The sequence below is a fragment of the Actinotalea lenta genome (assembly GCF_030586465.1).
In the GTDB taxonomy this organism is placed as follows: Bacteria; Actinomycetota; Actinomycetes; order Actinomycetales; family Cellulomonadaceae; genus Actinotalea; species Actinotalea lenta.
In genome coordinates this window covers 1,487,726-1,510,410 of the sequence record NZ_JAUQYP010000001.1, presented here as the reverse complement: position 1 = coordinate 1,510,410, position 22,685 = coordinate 1,487,726, and the positions used below count along the sequence as shown (strand labels likewise).

At 72.6% G+C, this 22,685-nt stretch carries 25 protein-coding genes; 13 read left to right on the top strand and 12 right to left on the bottom strand.

Features of this window, described 5'->3' with window-relative positions; genetic code table 11:
* Positions 1-49 precede the first annotated feature (49 nt).
* Positions 50-982, top strand: a complete 933-nt coding sequence (locus Q6348_RS07075; protein ID WP_304600596.1) for an aldo/keto reductase — start codon at positions 50-52, stop codon at positions 980-982.
* Positions 983-1,025: 43 nt separating this feature from the next.
* On the opposite strand, the gene Q6348_RS07070 is transcribed toward Q6348_RS07075, so the two are convergent.
* Both Q6348_RS07070 and Q6348_RS07065 read right to left on the bottom strand, forming a co-directional pair.
* The gene (locus Q6348_RS07070) at positions 1,026-2,075 is read right to left on the bottom strand and encodes a glycosyltransferase family 1 protein (RefSeq protein WP_304600595.1); all 1,050 of its coding nucleotides are present in this window, start codon (positions 2,073-2,075) and stop codon (positions 1,026-1,028) included.
* Between the two features lie 2 nt (positions 2,076-2,077).
* Complete coding sequence (locus Q6348_RS07065) at positions 2,078-4,672, bottom strand: sodium-translocating pyrophosphatase (RefSeq protein ID WP_304600594.1); 2,595 nt, start codon at positions 4,670-4,672, stop codon at positions 2,078-2,080.
* A gap of 181 nt (positions 4,673-4,853) precedes the next feature.
* Here Q6348_RS07065 and Q6348_RS07060 point away from each other — a divergent pair, with 181 nt between their 5' ends.
* Positions 4,854-5,762, top strand: a complete 909-nt coding sequence (locus Q6348_RS07060; RefSeq protein ID WP_304600593.1) for a PP2C family protein-serine/threonine phosphatase — start codon at positions 4,854-4,856, stop codon at positions 5,760-5,762.
* Here Q6348_RS07060 and Q6348_RS07055 read toward each other — a convergent pair.
* Positions 5,723-6,103 carry a VOC family protein gene (locus tag Q6348_RS07055; RefSeq protein ID WP_304600592.1) on the bottom strand — a complete coding sequence of 127 codons (381 nt, stop codon included), beginning with the start codon at positions 6,101-6,103 and terminating at the stop codon, positions 5,723-5,725. The two genes, Q6348_RS07060 and Q6348_RS07055, sit on opposite strands and share 40 nt — an antisense overlap.
* A gap of 167 nt (positions 6,104-6,270) precedes the next feature.
* On the opposite strand from Q6348_RS07055, the gene Q6348_RS07050 reads away from it, so the two are divergent.
* Positions 6,271-7,143: an LLM class F420-dependent oxidoreductase gene (locus Q6348_RS07050; RefSeq protein ID WP_304600591.1), complete on the top strand. Its 873-nt coding sequence runs from the start codon at positions 6,271-6,273 to the stop codon at positions 7,141-7,143.
* Between the two features lie 154 nt (positions 7,144-7,297).
* Here the strand turns inward: Q6348_RS07050 and Q6348_RS07045 are convergent, their stop codons facing one another.
* Complete coding sequence (locus Q6348_RS07045) at positions 7,298-8,617, bottom strand: DUF4921 family protein (protein ID WP_350339648.1); 1,320 nt, start codon at positions 8,615-8,617, stop codon at positions 7,298-7,300.
* A 168-nt stretch (positions 8,618-8,785) separates the two neighbouring features.
* On the opposite strand from Q6348_RS07045, the gene Q6348_RS07040 reads away from it, so the two are divergent.
* The 7 genes from Q6348_RS07040 (at position 8,786) to Q6348_RS07010 (ending at position 14,775) form a co-directional block, all read left to right on the top strand.
* A complete protein-coding gene (locus Q6348_RS07040; protein ID WP_304600590.1) occupies positions 8,786-9,712 on the top strand; it encodes an ABC transporter ATP-binding protein in 927 nt (308 codons plus the stop codon).
* Positions 9,709-10,560, top strand: coding sequence for an ABC transporter permease (locus Q6348_RS07035; RefSeq protein ID WP_304600589.1), 852 nt, complete (start codon positions 9,709-9,711; stop codon positions 10,558-10,560). Before Q6348_RS07040 ends, Q6348_RS07035 begins: the two co-directional genes overlap by 4 nt.
* Entirely contained in the window at positions 10,557-11,381 is an 825-nt protein-coding gene (locus Q6348_RS07030) for an ABC transporter permease (protein WP_304600588.1), read from the top strand. The genes Q6348_RS07035 and Q6348_RS07030 overlap by 4 nt, the downstream gene beginning before the upstream one ends.
* 91 nt (positions 11,382-11,472) lie before the next feature.
* Positions 11,473-11,826, top strand: a complete 354-nt coding sequence (locus Q6348_RS07025) for a NifB/NifX family molybdenum-iron cluster-binding protein (RefSeq protein WP_304600587.1) — start codon at positions 11,473-11,475, stop codon at positions 11,824-11,826.
* A gap of 63 nt (positions 11,827-11,889) precedes the next feature.
* Positions 11,890-12,963, top strand: coding sequence for a LolA family protein (locus Q6348_RS07020; RefSeq protein ID WP_304600586.1), 1,074 nt, complete (start codon positions 11,890-11,892; stop codon positions 12,961-12,963).
* Positions 12,960-13,904, top strand: a complete 945-nt coding sequence (locus Q6348_RS07015; protein ID WP_304600585.1) for an ABC transporter ATP-binding protein — start codon at positions 12,960-12,962, stop codon at positions 13,902-13,904. Before Q6348_RS07020 ends, Q6348_RS07015 begins: the two co-directional genes overlap by 4 nt.
* Positions 13,891-14,775, top strand: coding sequence for an ABC transporter permease (locus Q6348_RS07010; protein WP_304600584.1), 885 nt, complete (start codon positions 13,891-13,893; stop codon positions 14,773-14,775). Before Q6348_RS07015 ends, Q6348_RS07010 begins: the two co-directional genes overlap by 14 nt.
* Here the strand turns inward: Q6348_RS07010 and Q6348_RS07005 are convergent.
* Positions 14,765-15,154, bottom strand: a complete 390-nt coding sequence (locus Q6348_RS07005; protein ID WP_304600582.1) for a TraR/DksA family transcriptional regulator — start codon at positions 15,152-15,154, stop codon at positions 14,765-14,767. The two genes, Q6348_RS07010 and Q6348_RS07005, sit on opposite strands and share 11 nt — an antisense overlap.
* A 34-nt stretch (positions 15,155-15,188) precedes the next feature.
* The gene (locus Q6348_RS07000) at positions 15,189-15,401 is read right to left on the bottom strand and encodes a YgaP family membrane protein (protein ID WP_304600581.1); all 213 of its coding nucleotides are present in this window, start codon (positions 15,399-15,401) and stop codon (positions 15,189-15,191) included.
* Between the two features lie 77 nt (positions 15,402-15,478).
* Between Q6348_RS07000 and Q6348_RS06995 the strand changes: the two genes are divergently transcribed.
* Positions 15,479-15,748 (top strand): acylphosphatase, encoded by a 270-nt coding sequence (locus Q6348_RS06995; protein WP_304600580.1) that lies wholly within the window; start codon positions 15,479-15,481, stop codon positions 15,746-15,748.
* A gap of 29 nt (positions 15,749-15,777) precedes the next feature.
* Here the strand turns inward: Q6348_RS06995 and mtnN are convergent, their stop codons facing one another.
* The 5 genes from mtnN to pgi form a co-directional block, all read right to left on the bottom strand.
* Positions 15,778-16,470: a 5'-methylthioadenosine/S-adenosylhomocysteine nucleosidase gene (mtnN, locus tag Q6348_RS06990; protein WP_304600579.1), complete on the bottom strand. Its 693-nt coding sequence runs from the start codon at positions 16,468-16,470 to the stop codon at positions 15,778-15,780.
* Positions 16,467-16,943, bottom strand: a complete 477-nt coding sequence (locus tag Q6348_RS06985) for an S-ribosylhomocysteine lyase (RefSeq protein ID WP_304600578.1) — start codon at positions 16,941-16,943, stop codon at positions 16,467-16,469. The genes mtnN and Q6348_RS06985 overlap by 4 nt, the downstream gene beginning before the upstream one ends.
* Positions 16,944-17,038: 95 nt before the next feature.
* Positions 17,039-17,329 (bottom strand): ArsR/SmtB family transcription factor, encoded by a 291-nt coding sequence (locus Q6348_RS06980; protein WP_304600577.1) that lies wholly within the window; start codon positions 17,327-17,329, stop codon positions 17,039-17,041.
* A gap of 243 nt (positions 17,330-17,572) precedes the next feature.
* On the bottom strand, positions 17,573-17,974 hold the full coding sequence (locus Q6348_RS06975; RefSeq protein WP_304600576.1) for an RNA-binding S4 domain-containing protein: 402 nt from the start codon (positions 17,972-17,974) through the stop codon (positions 17,573-17,575).
* A 71-nt stretch (positions 17,975-18,045) separates the two neighbouring features.
* Positions 18,046-19,761, bottom strand: coding sequence for a glucose-6-phosphate isomerase (pgi, locus tag Q6348_RS06970; RefSeq protein WP_304600575.1), 1,716 nt, complete (start codon positions 19,759-19,761; stop codon positions 18,046-18,048).
* 97 nt (positions 19,762-19,858) lie between these two features.
* Between pgi and Q6348_RS06965 the strand changes: the two genes are divergently transcribed.
* Positions 19,859-20,449, top strand: coding sequence for a DinB family protein (locus Q6348_RS06965; RefSeq protein WP_304600574.1), 591 nt, complete (start codon positions 19,859-19,861; stop codon positions 20,447-20,449).
* Between the two features lie 61 nt (positions 20,450-20,510).
* Entirely contained in the window at positions 20,511-21,338 is an 828-nt protein-coding gene (locus Q6348_RS06960; protein WP_304600573.1) for a DUF72 domain-containing protein, read from the top strand.
* A 12-nt stretch (positions 21,339-21,350) separates the two neighbouring features.
* Here the strand turns inward: Q6348_RS06960 and Q6348_RS06955 are convergent, their stop codons facing one another.
* Entirely contained in the window at positions 21,351-22,670 is a 1,320-nt protein-coding gene (locus Q6348_RS06955) for a multidrug effflux MFS transporter (protein ID WP_304600572.1), read from the bottom strand.
* Between the last annotated feature and the right edge of the window lie 15 nt (positions 22,671-22,685).

The following is a 22,685-nucleotide window of genomic DNA, read 5'->3' as shown; positions in this document are numbered from 1 at the left end:
GCCGGTTGGGGCGTGAGGGCACCCGCGCGCGCGGGGCCGGAGAGGAGCGATGGTGCAGATCGGTAGCTCGGACCTGGAGGTCGCGCCCCTGGCGCTGGGCGGCAACGTGTTCGGCTGGACGGCCGACGAGGCGGAGTCCTTCGCCGTCCTGGACGCCTTCGCCGGGGCCGGCGGGACCATGGTGGACACCGCAGACGCCTACAGCGCCTGGGTGCCCGGCCACGAGGGCGGCGAGAGCGAGTCCGTGATCGGCCGGTGGATGGCGGACCGCGGCAACCGCGACCGGGTCGTCGTGGCCACCAAGGTGAGCCAGCACCCCCAGTTCCGCGGGCTGTCCGCCGCGAACGTCCGCGCCGCTGCACAGGCGTCGCTCGAGCGGCTCGGCACCGACCGCATCGACCTGTACTGGGCGCACTTCGACGACCAGGACACCCCGATCGAGGAGACCGCCGGGGCGTTCTCCCGGCTGGTCGACGAGGGCCTGGTGCGCTGGATCGGCGTCTCGAACTACTCCCCGGAGCGCATCGACGCCTGGATGGCTGCCGCCGAGGCCGACGGCCTGCACCGACCGGTCGCCCTGCAGCCGCACTACAACCTTGTGGAACGCGCCTTCGAGAACGGTCTGCGGGACCGCGCGGAGCGGTACCGGCTGGGGGTGCTGCCGTACTTCTCGCTCGCCAAGGGGTTCCTCACCGGGAAGTACCGTGACGGCGCGCCGGCGGTGGACAGCCCGCGGGCCCGCCAGGCGCAGGATTACCTGGACGAACGGGGGAAGCGGGTCCTCGTGGCCCTGGACCAGGTGGCCGGCCGGCACGACGTGCCCGTCGCCACCGTCGCGCTTGCGTGGCTCCGGTCGCGCCCCACGGTGGCCGCGCCGATCGCGAGCGCCCGCACGGCGGACCAGCTCGAGCCGCTGCTGCGTTCCATGACGCTGACCCTGCCGGAGTCCGACGTCGACCTGCTCACCGCGGCATCGGTATGAGACGGCGCGGCCCGGCTTCTCGCCGGGCCGCGCCGCCCGCCGGTCAGCCTTCGCCGAACCACCCGTGGACGGCGTCGGCGATCTGCTGCTCGAACCGTGAGTCGTCGTGCCGCGTGCGCAGCCACGCGACGAAGTCGCCCCCGACGAGCGTGTTCAGCTCCGCCCGGCACGCCGCGGTGTCCGTCACAGCGCGGAAGAGCAGCTCCTCGGCGTGGGCCACGTCGGTGTAGAGAAACGGGTAGCCCTCCGGCAGCAGCGCGCGGGCCCACGGCCGGTCCGGGAACACCCCGACCGCACCCGCCACCATGGCCTCGACGTACTCCAACCCGTAGGACTCCTCGACCGCAGTCGCCAGGAACGCCGTCGTGCGCGCCAGGTGGTGGTAGTAGTCCTCGCGGGTCGCGGTGAGCGGCCCGACCCACGCCCAGTCCTTGCGCGACAGCCGCATGGCCTTCTCGCTGATCAGGTGCGACTCGTGCAGACGCGCCTCGACGTTGATCGGGGTGCGCCTGTGCACGCGTTCGACCACGTCCAGGAAGACCTGCGGCTGCTTGCGGTCGGAGAGGTAGATCGCCGGGTACAGCACGATCGGCACGGTCGGCTCCTCGCGCGGCTGCACGTGCTCGAGCCTGATGCCGAGGTTCGCCCAGGCGATCCGGGACTTCTCCGCCAGCTGGGGCACGGTGAGCTGCGCGACGATCTCGCGGACCTCGGTGGCCGTGCGCTGGGAGTTGGCGAAGGTCGGGAACAGCGCGCAGGACAGGGCGAGCGACGCACGTTGCACCGGGTGGGTGAACTGCGAGGTGTTCCACCACACGAAGTTCATCACCCGGGGCTCGCCCCCTCCGACGGCGAGCGTGCGCCACACGGCCATCGAGTCGACGACGTCCATGTTGATGACGACGGTGTCGCTCGGATCGAGGTACTCCAGCGGCACGACGTCGAAGCCCTCGGCGTGCCGGGCCCGGCCCCCGACCAGCTTCGCCTCCGGGAACACCCGCATGAGGCGACGCACCAGGGTCGCGCCGGCGTCGTGCCCGCCGACGTGCCCGTCCTCGACGAACGACCCTGCGTACTTGACGGCCACAGCCATGATCAGTCACCCGCTCCCTGTCCGACGAGGTCGCTGCGCTGCGCCTGGGCGCCCGTGACACCGTCCGGGGCCTCGGGCTCGAGGAGCTCGTCGTCACCGGCCATCTGGGTCTTGATGCGCATCCCGTAGAACGAGCGGTACACGAAGTACGCCGAGATCAGGAAGAACAACCCGGCGAGCAGGTACACCAGAACGTGGTTGCCCTCGGACGTCAGGCTCACGGCGAGCTCGACGGCGAGCAGGCCGAACAGCGTCGTGAACTTGATCACGGGGTTGAGCGCGACCGACGAGGTGTCCTTGTACGGGTCGCCGACGGTGTCGCCGATGACGGTCGCGTCGTGCAGGGCGGTGCCCTTGGCGTGCAGGTCCACCTCGACGATCTTCTTCGCGTTGTCCCACGCGCCCCCCGCGTTGGCCATGAAGATCGCCTGGTAGAGACCGAACACGGCGATCGAGACCAGGTACCCGATGAAGAAGAACGGCTCGACGAACGCGAAGGCCAGCGTGGCGAAGAAGACCGCCAGGAACATGTTGAGCATGCCCTGCTGGGCGTACTGGGTGCAGATCTGCACGACGCGCGTGGAGTCCTCCGTGGATGCCCTGGTCACCCCGTCCAGCTTGATGGTGTTCTTGATGAACTCCACCGCCCGGTAGGAGCCGGTGGTCACCGCCTGCATCGAGGCGCCGGTGAACCAGTAGATCATCGCCCCGCCGGCGATGATGCCGAGCAGGAACGGCGGGTGCAGCAGGGACAGGCTCTCCTTGGCTGCCGCGTCCTGCAGGCTGTCGGTCAGGCTCATGATGATCGAGAAGATCATCGTGGTGGCGCCCACGACCGCGGTGCCGATCAGCACCGGTTTGGCCGTGGCCTTGAAGGTGTTCCCAGCGCCGTCGTTCTCCTCGAGCATCCGCTTGGCCGAGTCCCACTGGACCGCGAAGCCGTGCTCCTTCTTGATCTCGTCGTCGACGTTCGGGATCTCTTCGATGAGGGACAGCTCGTAGACGCTCTGCGCGTTGTCCGTGACCGGACCGTAGGAGTCGACCGCGATGGTCACCGGCCCCATGCCGAGGAAGCCGAAGGCGACCAGGCCGAAGGCGAACACCGCGGGAGCCACCATGAACGCGTCGAGCCCGAGGTTGGAGATCAGGAAGGCGCCGCCCATCAGACCGACGATCGTGATCCCGAGCCAGTAGCCGGAGAAGTTCCCCGCGACCAGGCCGGACAGGATGTTCAGCGACGGGCCGCCCTCGCGCGAGCTCTTGACGACCTCGCGCACGTGACGGCTGGTGGTCGAGGTGAAGACCTTGACGAGCTCCGGGATGAGCGCGCCGGCCAGCGTGCCGCAGGAGATGATCGTGGAGACCTTCCACCACAGGCCGTCGCTCATGTCCCCGATCACCCAGTAGGTGGTCGCGTAGGTCGCCAGGATGCTGATCACCGACGTCAGCCACACCAGCGAGGACAGCGGGTGCTCGAAGTTCAGCTTCACCGCCGTCGCGTAGCGGGTCCGGACCCATGCGTCGTTCACGAGGTAGGCCAGCACCGAGGCGACCAGCATCACCGCGCGCACCGCGAAGATCCACACCAGCAGGCTCGCCTGGGTGGCCGGGTCACCGACCGCCAGCAGGACGAACGTGATGAGCGCGACGCCGGTCACGCCGTAGGTCTCGAAGCCGTCCGCGCTCGGACCCACCGAGTCGCCTGCGTTGTCGCCGGTGCAGTCCGCGATGACGCCGGGGTTGCGCGCGTCGTCCTCCTTGATCTTGAAGGCGATCTTCATCAGGTCGGACCCGATGTCGGCGATCTTGGTGAAGATGCCGCCGGCGATCCGCAGCGCCGCGGCGCCCAGCGACTCGCCGATCGCGAACCCGATGAAACAGGCCCCGGCCAGGTCGCGGGGCAGGAACAGCAGGATGATCAACATCATGAACAGCTCGAGGCTGATGAGCACCATGCCGACGCTCATGCCGGCCTTCATGGGGATCCGGTGCACCGGTAGCGGCTTGCCACCGAGGGCTGCGAACGAGGTCCGCGAGTTGGCGAACGTGTTCACCCGGATGCCGAACCAGGCCACCGAGTACGAGCCGGCCATGCCGATCAGGCTGAACGCGATGACGGTGGCGACCCGGCCCCAGGCGAAGCCCACGAGGAACCCGTAGTAGACGATGATCACCGTGGCGATGAACGCCCACAGCAGCATGAGGAACTTGCCCTGCTGGATGAGGTACGCCTTCGACGTGGCATAGATGAGCTCGCTCACCTCACGCATCGAGCGGTGCACGGGGAGCGTGCGCATCTGGTTGAACACGACCACCCCGAAGCCCAGCCCGAGCACGGTCACGCCGAGGCCGATGAGCAGGAGGGTCGTCCCGGACATGCCGCCCATGATCGTGACGGTCGACAGGTCGGGGAGCCGGAGGCTCGCCTCGCCCCCGTGGACCTCGCCGGACTCGGCGGTCGAGGAGCCGCAGCCCGCAAGGGTCAGGGCTGCTCCGAGGCCGAGCACAGCGGGCAGCCACCGGCGGCGGGTGGAGACGACGGGACGATCGGTCGGAACGCCACGAGCGGCGTCCTCCGGGTTCAGCGCGCGGGTCACGATCCACCCCAGGAGCTCGACAACTGTGTCACCTCGCACGCTAGGCGCACCCGGGGGCGGCCGGGGGTGACCTTGGGCTCAATCAGGAGCGCCGCTTGTCCTGACAAATGCACGAACGTGCGACCCCATGGAACGGACGGTCGTTCCTGCCCGGGGTCGTTCCTGGAAGACTGTCAGCCGCATGCGACCGACCCTGCGCAGCGCCCTGCTGTCGATCACCGGACCCCACCGCAGCTCCAACCAGGACGCTGCGGTGGCAAGCACGGGGTATGCGCTGGTCGCGGACGGCGTCGGCGGCCACGCCGGAGGCGACGTCGCCTCCCGGGTGGTCGGCGGGACCGTCGTCCAGAGCCTGCGGGGACGCACCGTGGCGCAGGTCCCCGATCCGGAGCTCGCCGCCATCCTGGAACGGGCCAACGCCGCGCTGGCCGAGCAGTCCGCCGCCGAACCGCGACTGACCGGCCTGGCCACCACGTTCACCGGGATCTTCGCCGGGCCGCACGGGCTGCGGGTCGCGCACATCGGGGACTCGCGGGGCTACATGGTGCGGGGCGGCATCGGCAGCCGGGTCACACATGACGACTCCTACGTCCAACTCCTGGTCGACACCGGCGTGCTGGACCCCGCCGCCGCGTGGCAGCACCCGCAGGGCAACCTGTTGACCAGGGTGCTGTCCGGGACGCGGCAGGACGCCGAGCACGTCGGCCTGCAGCACCACGAGGCGCGCGCGGGCGACCGCTGGCTGCTGTGCAGCGACGGCCTGACCGACTACGTCGAGGAGCCCGGCGTGCTGCGCATCCTCATCTCGGCCGCAGGGCCGCAGGAGGCGACCGAGCGCCTCCTGGCCGCGGCCCTGGCCGCCGACGCCCACGACAACGTCACCGTGGTGGTCTGCGACGTCGTCGACCTCGACCACCCCGGGAGCGCCCTCCGCGAGACCGGTGGACCCGAGGTGCCCGAGGTGCCCGAGCTTCTGCTGGGGGGGTCGATCCTGCGCCACGACGGCGAGCCGAACCTGGAAGCGCCCGCCCCGCTGCTCGCCGTCGGCCCTCAGGACGCCGGCTCGAACGGGAACAGGCAGAACGGATGACCTTCCGGGTCGAGCATGACCCGCACCTCCGGCTGGGGCTGCCACGACGCCTCGCGCGCGCCGAGCGAGATCGCCAGCTCGGCCGCCGCGTCGAGGTCGTCGACGCCGATGTCCAGGTGCATCTGCATCTGCCCTGCGCCCTCGCGGGCCGGCCAGGTGGGCGCCTCGTGCACAGGCTCCAGCTGGAACGAGAGGCCGGCTCCGCCGCCGGGGGCGCGCAACGTGCACCACGTCGGATCCTGGGCGGCCGTCTCCCAACCGAGCAGGGCCTGGTAGAAGCCGGCGAGCGCGATCGGGTCGCGCGCGTCGAGCACGGTCGCACTGAGTCCGAGGCGAGGCATGATCGGCTCCTTCCCGCTCCATCAGACCACCGCCGGGGCAGCCGTGACCAGCGGTGGGCGCGCCCTGGTCGCCGGCACACCGGTCGCGGGGGCGCGGTGCCGGTGCCACAGTGACGAGGGCCGCCCGGGGCGGGACGGCCGCACAGCGTCTCGCGAAGGAGCCGGTGATGAAGGTCGGAGTCCACCTGATGAGGTTCGACGGCGTGGCGCCGCACGAGCTCCGGGACGAGCTTGCCCGCACGGGCGAGGCGGTCGAGGACGCCGGCATCGCCTGGGTCTCGGTCATGGACCACTACTTCCAGATGGAGCGCGCGGGCTTCCCCCACACGGACCCGATGCTCGAGGCGTACACCACGCTCGGCTACCTCGCCGCGCACACCAGCAGCGCGGAGCTCGGCGTCCTGGTCACCGGGGTGACGTACCGCCACCCGGGCCTGCTCGCCAAGATCGTGGCCTCGCTCGACGTGCTGTCCGGCGGCCGGGCCGCCCTGGGACTGGGTGCGGCCTGGTACGACCGCGAGCACGCCGCGATGGGCGTGCCGTTCCCACCCCTCAAGGAGCGGTTCGAGCGGCTCGAGGAGACGCTGCAGATCTGCGCCCAGATGTTCGACCCCGCGGACGAGGGCCCGTACCACGGCACGCACTACACCCTGGCCGAGACGGTCTGCCGCCCGCTGCCGCTGCACCACCCCACGGTGATGGTCGGCGGCTCCGGGGAGCGCAAGACCCTGCGGCTGGTCGCCCGGTACGCCGACGCCTGCAACCTGTTCGTCTCCGAGCCCGACGCGATGCGCCACAAGCTCGACGTGCTGCGGCGGCACTGCGAGGACGTCGGCCGCGATCCCTCGGAGATCAGGGTCACGGCGCTGGCCGGCTTCCCCGAGCTCGACCGCGGGGATGTGGACGGCTTCGTCGAGAACATCCGCCCCTACGCGGACCTGGGCGTGGACACCGTCATCGTGCGACCGCCGCAGGAGCCCTCGGCCGCATGGGTTCGCGAGCGGGTGGCGCCGCTCGTGCCGCGGCTCGCCGAGCTCTGAGAGTCGTGCGGCCGGCACCCGGCGCGGCGACGCACGTCGGGGGCCCGGACGGGCGTCCGCAGCGTGGACGGCCCCGCACGGATCGGCGCCTGAGCGCATGCTCGCCGCGTGGGGCGCCGGGCCCCTGCCGAGCTCACCGAGCGGGCGCGACGGGTCAGTCGGTGTAGTGCAGCACGCCCAGGTCGTGCGAGCACTCGTCGCCGATCGCCGGGGCGGCGACCCTGCCCTGCTCACGCAGGATCCGCAGCGCCGCGACGGTCCGGTCGCGCAGGGTGTACGGGTCGATCGTGTTCACGTTGATCTTCGTTCCACCCTCGAAGCCCGCGAGGGTGGAGACCCGCAGCTTGAGCACCACGTGCCACGGCATCGGCTCGGCGGCGCTGGGCGGCCGGTAGTGCCACTCCTCGTTGGTCGGCACGTCCACACCGGTCGCCGCGTGCAGCCCGTGCAGCAGGTCGGAGAACCCGCGGACCTCCGCCGCGGTGTGCTCCCACGGCAGGTGGTGCGTGCTGCGCGAGTACACCTCGAGCGCCGGGTAGCGGTGTCCCACCCCGGCGACCGCGATCGCGTACTCGTTCTCCGCGACGACCAGACGATGCGCGGCGGCGTGGTCCAGGATCGCCGTGGTGTAGACGTCGGGCTCGGCGGCGAGCCGGGCCAGCTCACGCTCGGTCTGCGGCCCGAACTCGTCGATCGCGACCAGCTGCTTGTGCAGGTGGTCGAAGGACGCTCCCGCCGCCCGGAGCCAGTTCTGGAACACCGCGACGTACCGCGCGAACGGCTGCGCCCTGTACAGCCCCTGCATCGCGTCGACCGTGAACGCGAGATAGCGCTCGTGCTCGTCCGGGGTCAGCGTGCCGGCCCCCGCGAGCTCGTCGGCGTACCGGGCGCCGTCCACCAGGTGCCGGCGGGCGACCACGACGTCGTGCGACCCCGCGAACAGGTCCACCGCCTGCGCGAGTCGCTCTACCTCCGGCTCGGTCGCCCACACCCCGGACAGACCGGTCGCCGCGGCACGACGACCGAGCATGTCCAGCACGTGGGAGCGGCCCAGCGGGTCCGCGGTGTACGCCGTGGCGCGCCCGAGCAGCTCGGGTGAGGGCTGGTAGCCGTGGTTGGCCCGCCAGTACTCCACCGACAAGATCTCGTACAGGTTCGGCACCCGACGCAGCTCGGCCACGCTCTCGCCGAGCCTGGGGGCCGGCAGGTGCTCGAGGACCTGCGGCCCGTCCGAGGTGAGCACGAGACGGGACTTCTCCGGCGGGGTGTCCAGGTACCGGGCCGAGCAGAACTCGCAGAGCCGGTCGTGCTCGGCAGCGTCGACCGCGACCCGCTGCTGGTCGGGAACCGCGTGGGCTCGCCGGCCGCGGCCGGGAACCGTCCACACGACAGTGCCGGTGAGCGGGGACACCTGCTTGACGGTCCCGTCCGGGAGGCGCACGAGCGGTTCCCCGCTGGCCGGCTGACCGATCACGGGCGGGGCTCCGACGGGGGACAGGGGCTGGCGAGGAGCACGGCGACACCCTAGCCAAGCCGCGCCGGACCCGGAGGATCACCCGCCCGGGCTCCCCCGACGGGAGCCCCACGGCGGGGCCGGAAAGCCGGTGCCGGGTGTCGGTACCGGGCGGTAACGTTCCGGCTCGTGCCCGCACCCGTCATCACCGCGACCGGCCTGACCAAGCACTACGGCGACCTCGTCGCCGTCGCGGGGATCGACCTCGAGGTCGCACCCGGGGAGTCCTTCGGCCTGCTCGGGCCGAACGGTGCGGGGAAGTCGACCACCATGCGGATGATCGGCGCCGTCTCCACGCGCACCGGCGGCGACCTGCAGGTCCTCGGGCTGGACCCCGACACGCACGGACCGGAGATCCGGTCCCAGCTGGGCGTGGTGCCCCAGGAGGACAACCTCGACACCGAGCTGCGCGTGCGGGACAACCTCATCGTCTACGGGCGCTACTTCGGCATCCCGCGGGCGGTGTGCGCACGGCGGGCGGACGAGCTGCTCGCCTTCGCCCAGCTCGAGGACAAGGCGCGGTCCAAGGTCGACGACCTGTCCGGCGGGATGAAGCGCCGGCTGACCATCGCCCGCGCCCTGGTCAACGAGCCGCGGGTGCTCATGCTCGACGAACCGACCACAGGGCTGGACCCCCAGGCGCGGCACGTGCTGTGGGACCGACTGTTCCGCCTCAAGGAGCGCGGCACCACCCTGGTGCTCACCACGCACTACATGGACGAGGCGGAGCAGCTGTGCGACCGGCTCGTGGTCGTCGACCAGGGCCGGATCATGGCCGAGGGCAGCCCGGCCCAGCTCATCCGGGAGCACTCGTCGCGCGAGGTCGTCGAGCTCCGGTTCGGCTCGCAGCGCAACCAGGCCGCGGCCGAGCGCATCGCCGGGCTCGGCGACCGCATCGAGACGCTGCCGGATCGCGTGCTGGTCTACGCGGCCGACGGCGAGGCCGTCGTGGAGCAGGTCAGCCGGCTGGGCCTGCACCCGACCACGAGCCTGGTGCGACGCTCCAGCCTGGAGGACGTCTTCCTCCGACTCACCGGACGGAGCCTGATCGAATGAGCGTCGAGCAGACGACGAGGGACGACGCGACCCTCGCGGCGCTGGCGGGCGCGGTCCGCCCCCGGCGGTTCGGCGCGCTCTACGTCGCTGAGCACCAGCTCCGGGCGATGCGCGCCTACGGCTGGACGATCGTGATCGGCGGTCTCGGGCAGCCGCTGCTCTACCTGCTCGGGCTCGGGCTGGGGCTGGCGAGCTTCCTGGACGCCCCGGTCGGCTTCGGGCCGGACGGGCCGGTGCCGTACGTGACCTTCGTCGCCCCCGCCCTGCTGGTCACCGCGACGATCTCGGTGACCACCGAGGAGTTCACCTACACGGTGATGTCGGGGTTCAAGTGGCGGCGGGTGTTCTGGGGCATGAACGCCTCACCGCTCGCACCCGGCCAGGTGGCCACCGGTCTGGTGCTCGCCGTCGCGGTGCGGATGGCCTTCGTCGCCGTGGCCTACACCGCGCTCATCGCCGCGTTCGGCGCGGTCGGTCACCTGTGGTCGGTCGCCGTGCTGCCGCTGCTCGGCCTGCTCGGCGGCATGGCGTTCGGCCTGCCGCTGCTGGCGTACTCCGCCGGCCTGCGTGACGACGCCGGGCAGTTCGCCGCCGTGCAACGCTTCGTGTTCACGCCGATGTTCCTGTTCTCGGGCACGTTCTACCCCCTGGCGACGTTGCCCACCTGGCTGCACTGGATCGGGTGGGTCTCCCCGCTGTGGCACGCGAGCGAGCTGGGCCGCGCGGTCTCCTACGCGCAGCCGATGAGCGGGGCCACCGTCGCGGTGCATCTCGGGGTCCTGGTGGCGCTCGCAGCGGGCGGCTGGGTGCTGGCCCGGCGGGTGTTCGTGGGACGGATGCACGGATGAGCGCCCCGACCTTGACCGCAGCCGTCACCGGCGCCGGTGGTGTGCGCGCGCTGTACCGCGGCAACGCCCGCGCCGTGCTCGGCCGCGGGCTGCTCGCGGCCCGGTCCAGCACCTGGGTCGTAGTCGTCTCGGGGTTCTTCGAGCCGGTGTTCTTCCTGTTGGCGATGGGCGTGGGCCTGGGGACCTACATCGGCGACGTGACGCTCCCGTCGGGCCGGGCGATCGCCTACGCGGCCTACATCGCACCCGCCCTGCTGGCGGTCTCCGCGATGAACGGGGCGGTGTACGACTCGACCTGGAACGTCTTCTTCAAGATGCACTTCGGCAAGCTGTACCAGGCGATGATGGCCACGTCGCTCGGGCCGCTGGACGTCGCGCTCGGGGAGATCGGGTACGCGCTGCTGCGCGGGGTCGTCTACGCGACGGGCTTCCTCACGGTGATGCAGGTGATGGGGCTGAACCTGTCCTGGACCGCGGTCCTCACGCTGCCTGCGGTGCTGCTCATCGCATTCGGGTTCGCCAGCCTGGGCATGGCGATCACCAGCTACATGTCGACCTTCCAGCAGATGGACTGGATCCAGTTCGTCCTGCTGCCGATGTTCCTGTTCTCCGCGACGTTCTTCCCGCTCACGGTGTACCCCGAGCCGATCCAGTGGCTCATCCAGGCACTCCCGCTGTGGCACGCCGTGGAGCTGATCCGCGGGCTGACCACGGGCGAGCTGACCGGCGGGACAGCGGGACACGTGGCCTACTACCTCGCGATGGCGGCGGTCGGCGTCGTGGTCACCACACGACGGCTGCGCTCGCTGTTCCTCGACTGAGGCCGTGGCGCGGGGCGGCGCGGCGCCGGTCCCGCCGTGGCAGGCTGTCTGGGTTGCGCCGGAGAACCGGCCGGATGGCGAGGAGGAGCTGATGAGCGAGGTCGTGGTGTGCGTCCCGGTGGATGCCGGGCGCCAGGTGGACCACAGCTGGGGCAAGGCCACCACGGTGGCCACGGTGACCGTGCGCGACGGCGCGATCGTCGCCTGGACCGAGGACGCCGTCGGCTGGGACGTGCTGCACGACGAGGGACCGCACGGCTCGCACCACGCCCGGATCGCGCGCTTCCTGCTCGACCGGCACGCGCGCGGCGTCGCCGCCTCGCACATGGGCCCGCCGATGGTCACCATGCTGACCAAGATGGGTCTCGTCGTGGATCTCGGGGCCAGCGGCGACGCCGAGGCCGCCGCGCTCGCGGTGGCAGCCAAGGCCACGGCCACCGCCTGACCTTCACCGGACCCGCACTCACCGGAGTCGACGGGGTGGCGCCCGCGGGGCGACCATAGGGGCATGGTCCGCAGAGCCGTGCGCTGGTTGGTGCCCGTCGGGATCGCGGCGGCCGTGGTCGGGGCGACCCTGGTGTCCCCGGCGTCGGCCGGGACGGCGCTGCCCGAGCGCACACCCCAGCAGCTCCTCACGGACGTCCAGGGCGCCACCGCCACGGCCGTGCAGGGCACGGTGCAGGTCCAGGCCGACCTGGGCCTGCCCTCGCTGCCCGACGTCGCCGGCGGACCGGCGGCCCATCGCACCGACCTGCTCTCGGCGTTGTCGGGCACCACCACGATGCGCGTGTGGGCGTCGCCGGCCGGTGCGCGGGTCGCGGTGCAGGGCACGCTCGGGGAGACCGATGTCGTGACCGACGGCGACCAGGTCTGGGTCTGGTCCGCGGCGGACCGCAGCGTCACCCACCTCACTCGCCCGGCCGGGGACCCGGTGACGCACGGCGCGGGCTCGGACCCGCGCGCGGCGCTGGCGGACCTCGCGCCGGCCCGGCTCAGCGCAGCGATCCTGGCTGCCCTCGACCCGAGCACCGCCGTGACCAGCGGGCCCGACACGACGGTGGCCGGTCGCCCCGCCTACCAGCTCGTCCTGACCCCCCGGGACGCCGGGACGCTGATCGGCTCCGTGACGATCGCCATCGACGCGGCCGAGCGCGTGCCCACCCGCGTGACGATCACCTCGACCCGAACCGGGAAGGCGGCCCTCACAGCGGGCTTCACCGACGTCAGCTTCACCGCGCCGGACCCTGCGATGTTCCGGTTCACACCACCGGCCGGCGCGACGGTCACGACGCCCGACCAGCCCGGCGCGCAGTCCGACCGGCCCGGCGCGCCGACGGTGAGGGCCGTCGGGCAGGGCTGGGTCTCGGTGCTCGTGCTCTCCGGGCTGCCGTCGGCGGCATCGGCGCCGTCCGGCGACCTCACCGGGCTGGCCTCCTGGGTCGACACGCTGCCACGGACGTCGGGGCCGTGGGGCTCCGGACGCGTGCTCTCCTCGAACCTGCTGTCCGCCCTCCTGACCGATGACGGGCGCGTGCTCGTGGGAGCCGTGGACGTCGCCACGCTCGAGGCTGCGGCCGGGTGACGGTGGCCACCGGCCTTGCGGTCGCCACCGAGGGGCTGACGAAGCGCTTCCGGTCCGGCCAGCTCGCCGTCGACGGGATCGACCTGCGGGTGCCGCACGGCGCGGTGTACGGGTTCCTGGGCCCCAACGGCTCGGGCAAGACCACCACGATCCGGATGCTGCTGGGCCTCCTGCGGCCCACCGCCGGCACGGCCTCGTTGCTCGGGCAGCCGATGCCGCAGGGCGCCGCGCTGGCGCTGCCGCGGGTGGGTGCGCTCGTCGAGGGACCCGCGTTCCACCCGTACCTGTCGGGGTGGCACAACCTCATGCGGCTGGACGCCGCCGACCGGACCGCACGAGCGTCGGCGGCCGAGGACCGGGTGCGCGGGGCCCTCGATCGGGTCGGGCTGGCCGCCGCGGCGGGCAAGCGCTACCGGCACTACTCGCTGGGCATGCGCCAGCGGCTGGGCATCGCGGCGGCCCTGCTGCGCCCGCGAGAGCTGCTCGTGCTGGACGAGCCCACCAACGGCCTGGACCCGCAGGGCACCCGGGAGGTCCGCGGGCTGCTGGTCGAGCTGGCCGGCGCCGGGACCACCGTCGTGCTGTCCAGCCACCTGCTCTCGGAGGTCGAGCAGGTCTGCACGCACGTCGGCGTCATGCACCGCGGTCGGCTGGTCGCCCAGGACACCCTCGCCGGGCTGCACGCCCGCGGGGCGTCGCGCGCGGTGGTCGGGACGCCGCGGCCCGCCGTCGCCGCGGCGGTGCTCGACCGGCTCGGCCTGGCCGACGTGGTGGTCCACCCGCCCGGCGCGACGGCCGAGCTCGGCGACCACGCGCCGCAGGACGTGGTGGCCGCACTGGTGCACGCCGACGTCCCGGTCACGGAGTTCCGGGTGTCCGGCGCAGGTCTGGAGGACCTCTTCGTGTCGTTGACCGGGGAGGGCTTCGATGTCAACGGCTGACGTGGCGCTGGCGCCCGGACCGGACGAGGCGGCCGCCCTGCCCGAACCGGGCCGGGCACCCGGCGCCTTCGGGCGATTCTTCCGCTCCGAGCTGTGGCTGATCTTCGGGCGGCGACGCAACTGGGCCGGTGGGCTGGTGCTCGCGAGCGTCCCGCTGCTCATCGCGGTCGTCGTCAAGGTCTCCGGGTCCGGTGGCGGGGACACCTTCGTGTTCGCCGAGATCACCCACAACGGGCTGTTCGTCGCGCTGGCGGCGCTGACGGTCGAGCTGCCGTTCTTCCTGCCCATCGCCGTCTCGGCGATCGCCGGGGATGCGGTGGCCGGTGAGGCGAACCTGGGCACGCTGCGCTATCTGCTCGTCACCCCCGTCGACCGCGCGCGTCTCGTCCTGGTCAAGCTGGGCGGCATCACGCTTTTCACGCTGGCCGCCACCGTCCTGATCGCGGTGGTCGGCGCCGCGGCAGGGCTGGCGCTGTTCGGCGGTGGGACGTTCACGACGCTGTCCGGGACATCGCTGGGGTTCGCCGCCGGGCTGGGGCGGCTCGCGCTCGTGTGCGGGTACCTGACGCTGTGCCTGACGGGGCTGGGCGCCGTCGGCCTGTTCATCTCGACGCTCACCGAGCAGCCGATCGGCGCCGGCATCACGCTCCTGGCGCTCACCGTGGTCAGCCAGATCCTGGACCAGCTCTCCCAGGTCGCCGCGATCCATCCGTACCTGCCCACGCACTTCTGGCTGGACTACGCAGAGGTGCTGCGCGACCCGCTCGACGTCGGCGCCCTGGGGCCGGGCGCCGCCTCGGCGCTGGCCTACGTCGCGATCTTCACGGCAGCTGCGTGGGCCCGCTTCAGCACCGCCGACGTCAGCGCCTGAGCCGGCCCGCCACGGCTCCCCGGGAGGCGTGCCCGGCACACGCGACGCACGTGCGGGCGGTCGGCCGCACGTCCAGGCGCTCCCGGGCGATGGGACGGCCGCACACCTCGCACCACCCGTAGCGACCCGCGGTCAGGCGCGCCTCCGCGGCGTCGATCTCGGCCAGCTGCGCTCGCTCCCGGCGCACGAGGGCGCCGAGCTGGGACCGCTCGAAGGCGATCGTGGCGCCCTCCGGGTCGTGCTCGTCGTCGGCGTTCGAGCCCGCCGACGCCGCGACGAGGTCGTCGACATGCCCCGTGAGGCCGCCGAGTCGCCGCAGCGCGCCGGCACGCGCGTCACGCAGCGCCGCAGCGGGGTCCCCGGGTGGGCGGCCGGGCATCAGCCCGTCCTGCCGAAGGTTCTCGACGTGCCGATCAGACGTCCGTGCGCGCCGGACGCGTACTCATCCCGAGCACCCGGTACAGCGGGCAGAACCCGGTGGCGCCCGTGACCAGGCCTAGCGCCGCGACCACCGCGAGCGCGATCCCGCCACCGGTGGAGATGCCGACGGCGAAGGCGCCGACCAGCGCCGCCACGCCTACGCCCACCCGCACGACGCGGTCCACGGTTCCTTCGTTGCGAGCCATGTCTCCTCCTCGTTGATACCCCATGGGGTATAGCACGTGGAGGTGCCCACGCATTCCCGGCGGGGCAGACTGGGACGATGATCGCTCGGCACGTGGTGGTGCACGGCATGGTCCAGGGCGTGGGCTTCCGCTGGTCCATGGCGAGCGAGGCCCGCCGCGCTGGCGCTCGCGGCTGGGTACGCAACCGCTCCGACGGCACGGTCGAGGCGCACGTCGAGGGCGATCAGGAGGCGGTCGACGCTCTGGTCACGTGGGCCCACGGGGGCCCCCGGCTCGCGAGGGTCACGCACGTCGAGGTCGACGACGCCCAGCCGACCGGAGCGGTCGAGTTCGACATCGAGCCCTGATCACACCGCGCCGCCGCGGGCCGCGCGCGCTACCCGACCGCGTCGAGCAGGGCGAGGACCACGGCCAGCGACCGGTCCGCGGCGTCGTCCACGTGCGTGCGGAAGTCGTCGCCCGCTGCGGGCCCGCACAGGTCGGAGATGCCGCGCACACCGAGGAACGGCACACCGGCCAGGTAGCAGGTCTGGGCGATCGCGGTGGTCTCCATGTCCGTGCTCAGCGCATCGGGGAAGTCCGTGCGGACGGCCTCCACCGTGCGCGCGTCGACGAACGCGTCGCCGGACAGCATCGTGCCCACCAGCACCGCGCCGTCGGCCAGCCCGGCGCCGCGTGCGGCCGCGAGCATCGCTGGGTCCCCGGCGTAGTCGACCGGCATCCCAGGGATCTGTCCGCGCTGGTACCCGAACGCCGTGGCATCGGCACCCGCGAACAGGTACCGCTCCCCCACGACGACGTCCCCTACCCGGACACCGAGGCCCAGGCCGCCGGCGCTCCCCGCGCTGACCACCGGCACGGGCCCCAGCTCGTGCAGAGCCACGGCGACGGCGGCGGTCGCGTTCACGCCACCGATGCCGGTTCGCAGCAGGCGCACGGTCCGGCCGCCGAACGTCAGATCGGTCTGCTCGGCGTGGCCGAGGGCCCTCGGCGCGCCCACAGCGTCGGCAGCGCCGAGGAACGGCTCGGCCTCCGGCTGCATCGCGACCGCGACGAGCAGGTCCGTCACGCCATCACCTGGAGCCAATCCTCCCGACGGCCCAGGAACCGCCGCGCGGCGTCCTGCGCGCCCGGGAGGGTGTGGTTCGCGCCCCAGCCGCACTGCACCTCGTTGGCGGCCGGGACCTCGTCGGCGTCCAGGACGTCCGTCAGCGTGGCGGCCATCAGGTCGGCGACGGCGGGGATCTCCCAGTCGCCGGCGAGCAGGAGGTAGAAGCCGGTCTGGCAGCCCATCGGCGAGAAGTCGACGACGGCGTCGGTGTGGTTGCGCGCGTGCTCGGCCACCAGGTGCTCCAGCGAGTGCACCACGGGCATCTCGAGGTGCTCGACGTTCGGCTGGCAGAACCGGACGTCGACCTTGGTGAGCACGTCGCCGCCCGGCAGCACCTTGCGGTCCGCGACTCGCAGGTACGGAGCGGCGACCGCGCGGTGGTCGAGGTTGAACGACTCGACGTTCATGCGCGGACGGTCGGCGGATTCCATGGGTGACTCCTCCAGGGTGCGACTGCGGACCCCCCCATTGTGCTGCGTCCGCGGGCGGCGCTCGTCCGCACGGGCCGAGGCCGCGCCTTCCTGGGTCAGCGATCGGGCGCGGGGGCGAGGAAGCGGTCGAACTGTGCCGTCCACTCCGCCACGCGGCGCAGCGGTCGTGGGTCGAGCCCCGCCGTGCGCCACTGGGCCTCGCGGCCCCGCACGACGAGGCCGGCGCGCTGCAGCACACCGAGGTGCCGCGAGACCGCCTGGAAGGTCATCGCGAACGGCTCGGCGATCTCCCCGACGGTGAGGTCGCACTCCCTGAGGCGCTCGAGGATCGCGCGTCGGGTGGGGTCGGCGAGGGCCTGCAGCACCGGAGTCAGCTCGTCTGGCACGTATTCAATGTATCCCTTGCACAACGTCATGGTTGCACAGCGTCACTGATGCAGGGGTCCAGGGGCGGGCAATCCGCCATCATCCGGGCGGCGGCGCGACACCAGGGCTGGCCCGATCGTCGCGGACTTCTTCTCGACGCCCGCCGCGCATGCGGACCGCGGTCGTCCTCAGGGCGCATCGTGAGCGTCCCCAAGGCGAGCGCCACGCCCGCAGGATCGCTCCTGACGAAGCAGCGGCGTCTGTCAGCGGCCCCGGAGGCGGTCGATCGCGCGGCGCTCGCGTTTCGTGGGACGACCGGAACCGCGCTCCCGGACTGCGACCGCGGCCGGCCGTTCCTCGCGCGGGGCAGGCGGCGGCGTGTGGTCCTCGAGCGCCTCGGCGGCGACCGCCGCGGACACCCGCTTGGTCAGCAGCCGACGCACCCGCACGATCCGCTCGAGGCTCTCGCCGCCACGTCGCACCAGCAGGACGCGCACCTCGTCGCCCGGCGCGACGAGCGTCGCCGGCTTCGCGCGGTCACCGTTGACGCGCACGTGGCCGGCCCGGCACGCGGTGGCCGCTGCCGTACGGGTGGGGGTCAGCCGGACCGACCAGATCCACGCGTCGACCCGCACCTTGGCCGGGCTCTCCTGCGCTTGGCTCACCCGGCCACCCTAGGCCGCGGTCGCGCACCGCCGGGGCGCGCGACGACGACGCGGACCCCCGCCGGGGCCCGTCAGTCGTCCGCGTCCGGGGAGGCCCGCCGGTGGGTCAGGTAGAAGTCGATGAGCCCCCGGGTCGACGGGTCCTGCGCGGTGAGCGCGTCCCGGTCGCCCGCGACCGCGGGGGCGATCTCGAGCGCGAGCTTCTTGCCCAGCTCGACGCCCCACTGGTCGAACGAGTCGATCCCCCACACGATGCCCTGCACGAACGTGATGTGCTCGTACAGCGCCACCAGCTGACCCAGCACCGACGGCGTGAGCGCCGGCGCCATGATCGACGTCGTCGGCCGGTTCCCGGAGAACACCCGCGCGGGGACGATCGCCGCCGCGGTGCCTTCGGCACGGACCTCGTCGGCCGTCTTGCCGAACGCGAGCGCCTTGGTCTGCGCGAAGAAGTTGGACAGGAACAGCTCGTGCACGTCGGGCCGGCCGGGTGCGTCGACGTCGACCAGCGGGTGCGCCGGGTGCGCCATCGCGATGAAGTCCGCCGGGATCATCCGCGTGCCCTGGTGGATGAGCTGGTAGAAGGCGTGCTGCCCGTTGGTGCCCGGCTCACCCCAGAAGACCTCGCCGGTCTGCGTGGTCGCGGGACTGCCGTCCCACCGGACCGACTTGCCGTTGGACTCCATGGTCAGCTGCTGCAGGTACGCCGGGAAGCGGTGCAGGTGCTGGTCGTAGGGCAGCACGGCGTGCGTGTGCGCTCCCCAGAAGTTCACGTACCAGACGTTGAGCAGGCCCATCAGCACGGGCACGTTCCGGGCGAACGGCACGTGGCGCAGGTGCTCGTCGACCGCGTGGAACCCGGCCAACAGCTGGCCGAAGGCGTCCGGGCCGATCGCGATCGCGAGCGACGTGCCGATCGCCGAGTCCATCGAGTACCGGCCGCCGACCCAGTCCCAGAACCCGAAGGCGTTGGACGGGTCGATCCCGAAGGCGGCGACCTTGTCCAGCGCCGTGGACACCGCGACGAAGTGCTTCGCGACGGCCTCGGCACGGGCCTCGTCGGTGTCCTCGATCGCACCGGCCTCGGCCAGTCGGCGCCACAGCCATGCGCGGGCGAGCCGCGCGTTGGTCAGCGTCTCCAGCGTGGTGAAGGTCTTGGACGCGACGATGAACAGCGTCGTGGCCGGGTCGAGGTCGGCGACTGTCTCAGCGATGTCCGTCGGGTCGATGTTGGAGACGAACCGGACCTCCAGGCCCTCCTGGACGAACGGCTTGAGCGCCTCGTACGCCATCACAGGGCCGAGGTCCGACCCACCGATGCCGATGTTGACCACGGTGGCGACGGGCTTGCCGGTCACGCCGGTCCACGCGCCCGAGCGGACCTGCTCCGCGAACGCGTACACCTTGTCGAGCACCCCCTGCACGTCCGTGTCGACGTCCTGACCGTCCACGACGAGCGGCGGGGTGGCACCGGCGGGGCGGCGCAGCGCGGTGTGCAGCACGGCGCGGTCCTCGGTGACGTTGATGTGCTCGCCGGAGAGCATCGCCTCGATCCGCTCGGCGAGGCCGACCTGCTCGGCGAGCTCCAGCAGCAGCCCCAGCGTCTCGTCCGAGATGAGGTTCTTGGACAGGTCCACGTGCAGGTCGCCGACGGTCCGGGTGAACCGCTGCGCACGCTGCGGGTCCGCCGCGAACCACTCCCGCAGGTCGGGGGTCATGGCCTCGTGGTGCGCGGTCAGCGCCTGCCAGGCTGGGGTGGTCGTCGGGTCGACGGGCGTGCGGCTCACGGGCTCCTCCTGATCGGTCGGCTCCACCGTAGTCCCGCGCGGGTGGGACCACCGCGCCACGGTGCCGATGTCCGACCCGGGCGACAGACTGTCCGGCATGGAGACCTCGACCATGCTGGCCGACCGCCTGGCCGGGCAGCGGCGCGCACTGCTGGCCAAGCTGGATGGCCTGTCCGAGTACGACGCGCGGCGACCGCTGGTGCCCAGCGGGACCTCGCTGCTGGGCCTGGTCAAGCACGTGGCGTACATCCAGCTCGGGTACCTCGGGGACTGCTTCGGCCGTCCGCCGGGGATCGCTGGCCCGTGGGACCTCGAGCCCGACGACCCGGACGCCGACCTGTGGGTGCCGGCCGGCGAGTCGCGGGCCGACGTGCTCGACGTCTACGCACGGTCGGCCACCCACGCCGACGCGACCCTGGCGGCCCTGCCGCTGGACACCGTCGGACACGTGCCGTGGTGGTCGGAGGACCGGCGCCACCCCACGCTGCTCGAGGTCACGGTTCACCTGACGGTGGACGTCGCACGGCACGCCGGTCAGGCCGACATCCTCCGCGAACAGCTGGACGGCGCGATCGGCTACCTGCCGGACAGCCCCAACCTGCCCGAGCGGGACGCTGCGGGTTGGGCGGCCCACCACGCGAGGGTCGAGGCGGCGGCACGCCAGGCCGCGGGCGTGCCGCCGGCGTGAGGCGGGGGCCCGTCCTCGCCGGCAGGTCGCAACGCGGTCGCGGCGGCCCTAGCGTGCCTGCATGGAGGTCCGCACCGGCATCTCGGGGTGGCGGTATCCCCGGTGGCGCGGAACGTTCTACCCGCCGGGGCTGCCGCAACGACGCGAGCTCGAGTACGCGGCCAGCCGGCTGACGACGATCGAGATCAACGGGTCGTTCTACTCGTTGCAGCGTCCGGACAGCTACCGCCGGTGGGCGGCGGAGGTGCCCGTCGACTTCTGCTTCGCCGTCAAGGGTGGGCGATACCTGACCCACATGCTTCGCCTGCGCGGCGTGGAGCAGCCGCTCGCCACGTTCTGGGCGTCCGGGGTGCTGGCCCTCGGCCGGCGCCTGGGCCCGGTGCTCTGGCAGCTGCCGCCGACGATGCCGTTCGAACCCGACGTCCTGGACGCCTTCCTGCGGCTCCTGCCCCGCACCCACGGCGACGCCGCCGAACGCTCGCGCGGCCACGACCCGCGGATCGCCGACCGGGCCCTGACCACGACCGACCTGCCCGAACGGCCGCTGCGGCACGCCGTGGAGGCTCGACACCCCTCGTTCAGCGACCCGCGCTTCGCCGACCTGCTCCGACGCCACGGTGTCGCGCTGGTGGTCGCCGACAGCGCCGGCCGGTTCCCCGCCCTGGACGCCGTCACGACGGACCTGGTGTACGTCCGACTGCACGGCGACACCGAGCTGTACACCAGCGGCTACGACGACGCCGCGCTGGACCGGTGGGCCGACCGCGTCCGGACCTGGTCGAGCGCCGCGGACGTGCTGGTGTACTTCGACAACGACGCCAAGGTGCACGCGCCGTTCGACGCGCAGCGGCTGGCAGCGCGGCTCGGCGTGGGGCCCGACGCCGGGTGACGCGCGCCACGGTCAGGCGGTGGCCGTCGCTCCGGACTCGGCGGAGGTCACCAGGCCGGCGCCCTCGAGATCGGGGCTCGGGTCGCTGCCCGGCGCGTCCAGGGCGACCCAGCCCTGGCGGCGGTAGATCGGTGTGGCCAGTCCCAGGACGAGCAGTGCGACCACGGCCGTGCCCAGGATCACCGACGTCATCGCGACCGCGTCACCGCCGAGCAGCCCGACGAGCGGGCTGACCGAGCCCGCCACCCCGGACTGGAGGGCCCCGATGGTCGCCGCTGCGGTCCCGGCGCGCTCGCCGTGCCGGGAGAGCGCGAGGGCGGACGCGTTCGAGGTGACGAACCCGAGGGCGAACAGCGCGCACCACAGCGGCACGAGCAGCCCCAGCACACCGCCGACACCGCCGACGACCATGACCACGAGAACCGCCGAGGAGCCGGCCATCGCCGGGGCCCCCACGCGCAGCAGGCGGCTGGGGCTGATCCTGCGGACCAGCCCGGCGTTGAGCTGGGACCCGGCGACCAGGGACGCGCCGCCGAGGGCGAACACCAGGGAGAACTGACCGCCGGAGAGCCCGAACTGCTCGCGCAGCACGAACGGCGACCCGGCGACGTAGCTGATCACCACCGCCTGGGCCATGCCCGGCAGCACCGCGAGGGCACGGAACCGCTTGTCACGCAGCAGGTCCAGGTACCCGCGCGCGAGCGCACCGACGCCGTGCCGTTGGCGGCGCTCGGGCGGGAGCGACTCGGGGAGCCGCAGCAGCGCGAACACCAGGAGTGCGCCGCCCACCCCGGCCAGGACGAGGAACACCGCCCGCCAGCCCCACTGCCCTGCGACCACCGTGCCGATCGAGGGGGCGAGCATCGGCGCGGCTGCGATGACGAGCATCAGCCGGGACATCAGGCGGGCCACCTCGGACCCGGTGTAGCGGTCCCGCACCACGGCGATCGCCGTGACGATGCCGCTCGCCGCGAAGAAGCCCTGCAGCAGGCGCAGGCCGGCCAGGACCCCGATGGACGGTGCGATCGCGCAGAGCAGGGAGATCAGGACGTGCCCGCTGACCGCGACGAGCGCGGGCTTGCGACGTCCGACCCGGTCGGACAGCGGACCCACGATCAGCTGTCCCGCAGCGCCGCCCAGGACCATGCCGGTGATGGTGAACTGAGCGCCGGCGGCGGTGGTGCCCAGGTCCGTGGCGACCTGCGGCAGCGAGGGCAGGTACATGTCGGTCGACATCGCCGGAAGCAGCGTGAACGAGCCGATCAGCATCACGAACGACGCGGGCAGCCGCGAACCGGACGCAGCAGTCGTCGGGACGGGGCGGCGGGTCACGGCCACCAGGATAGG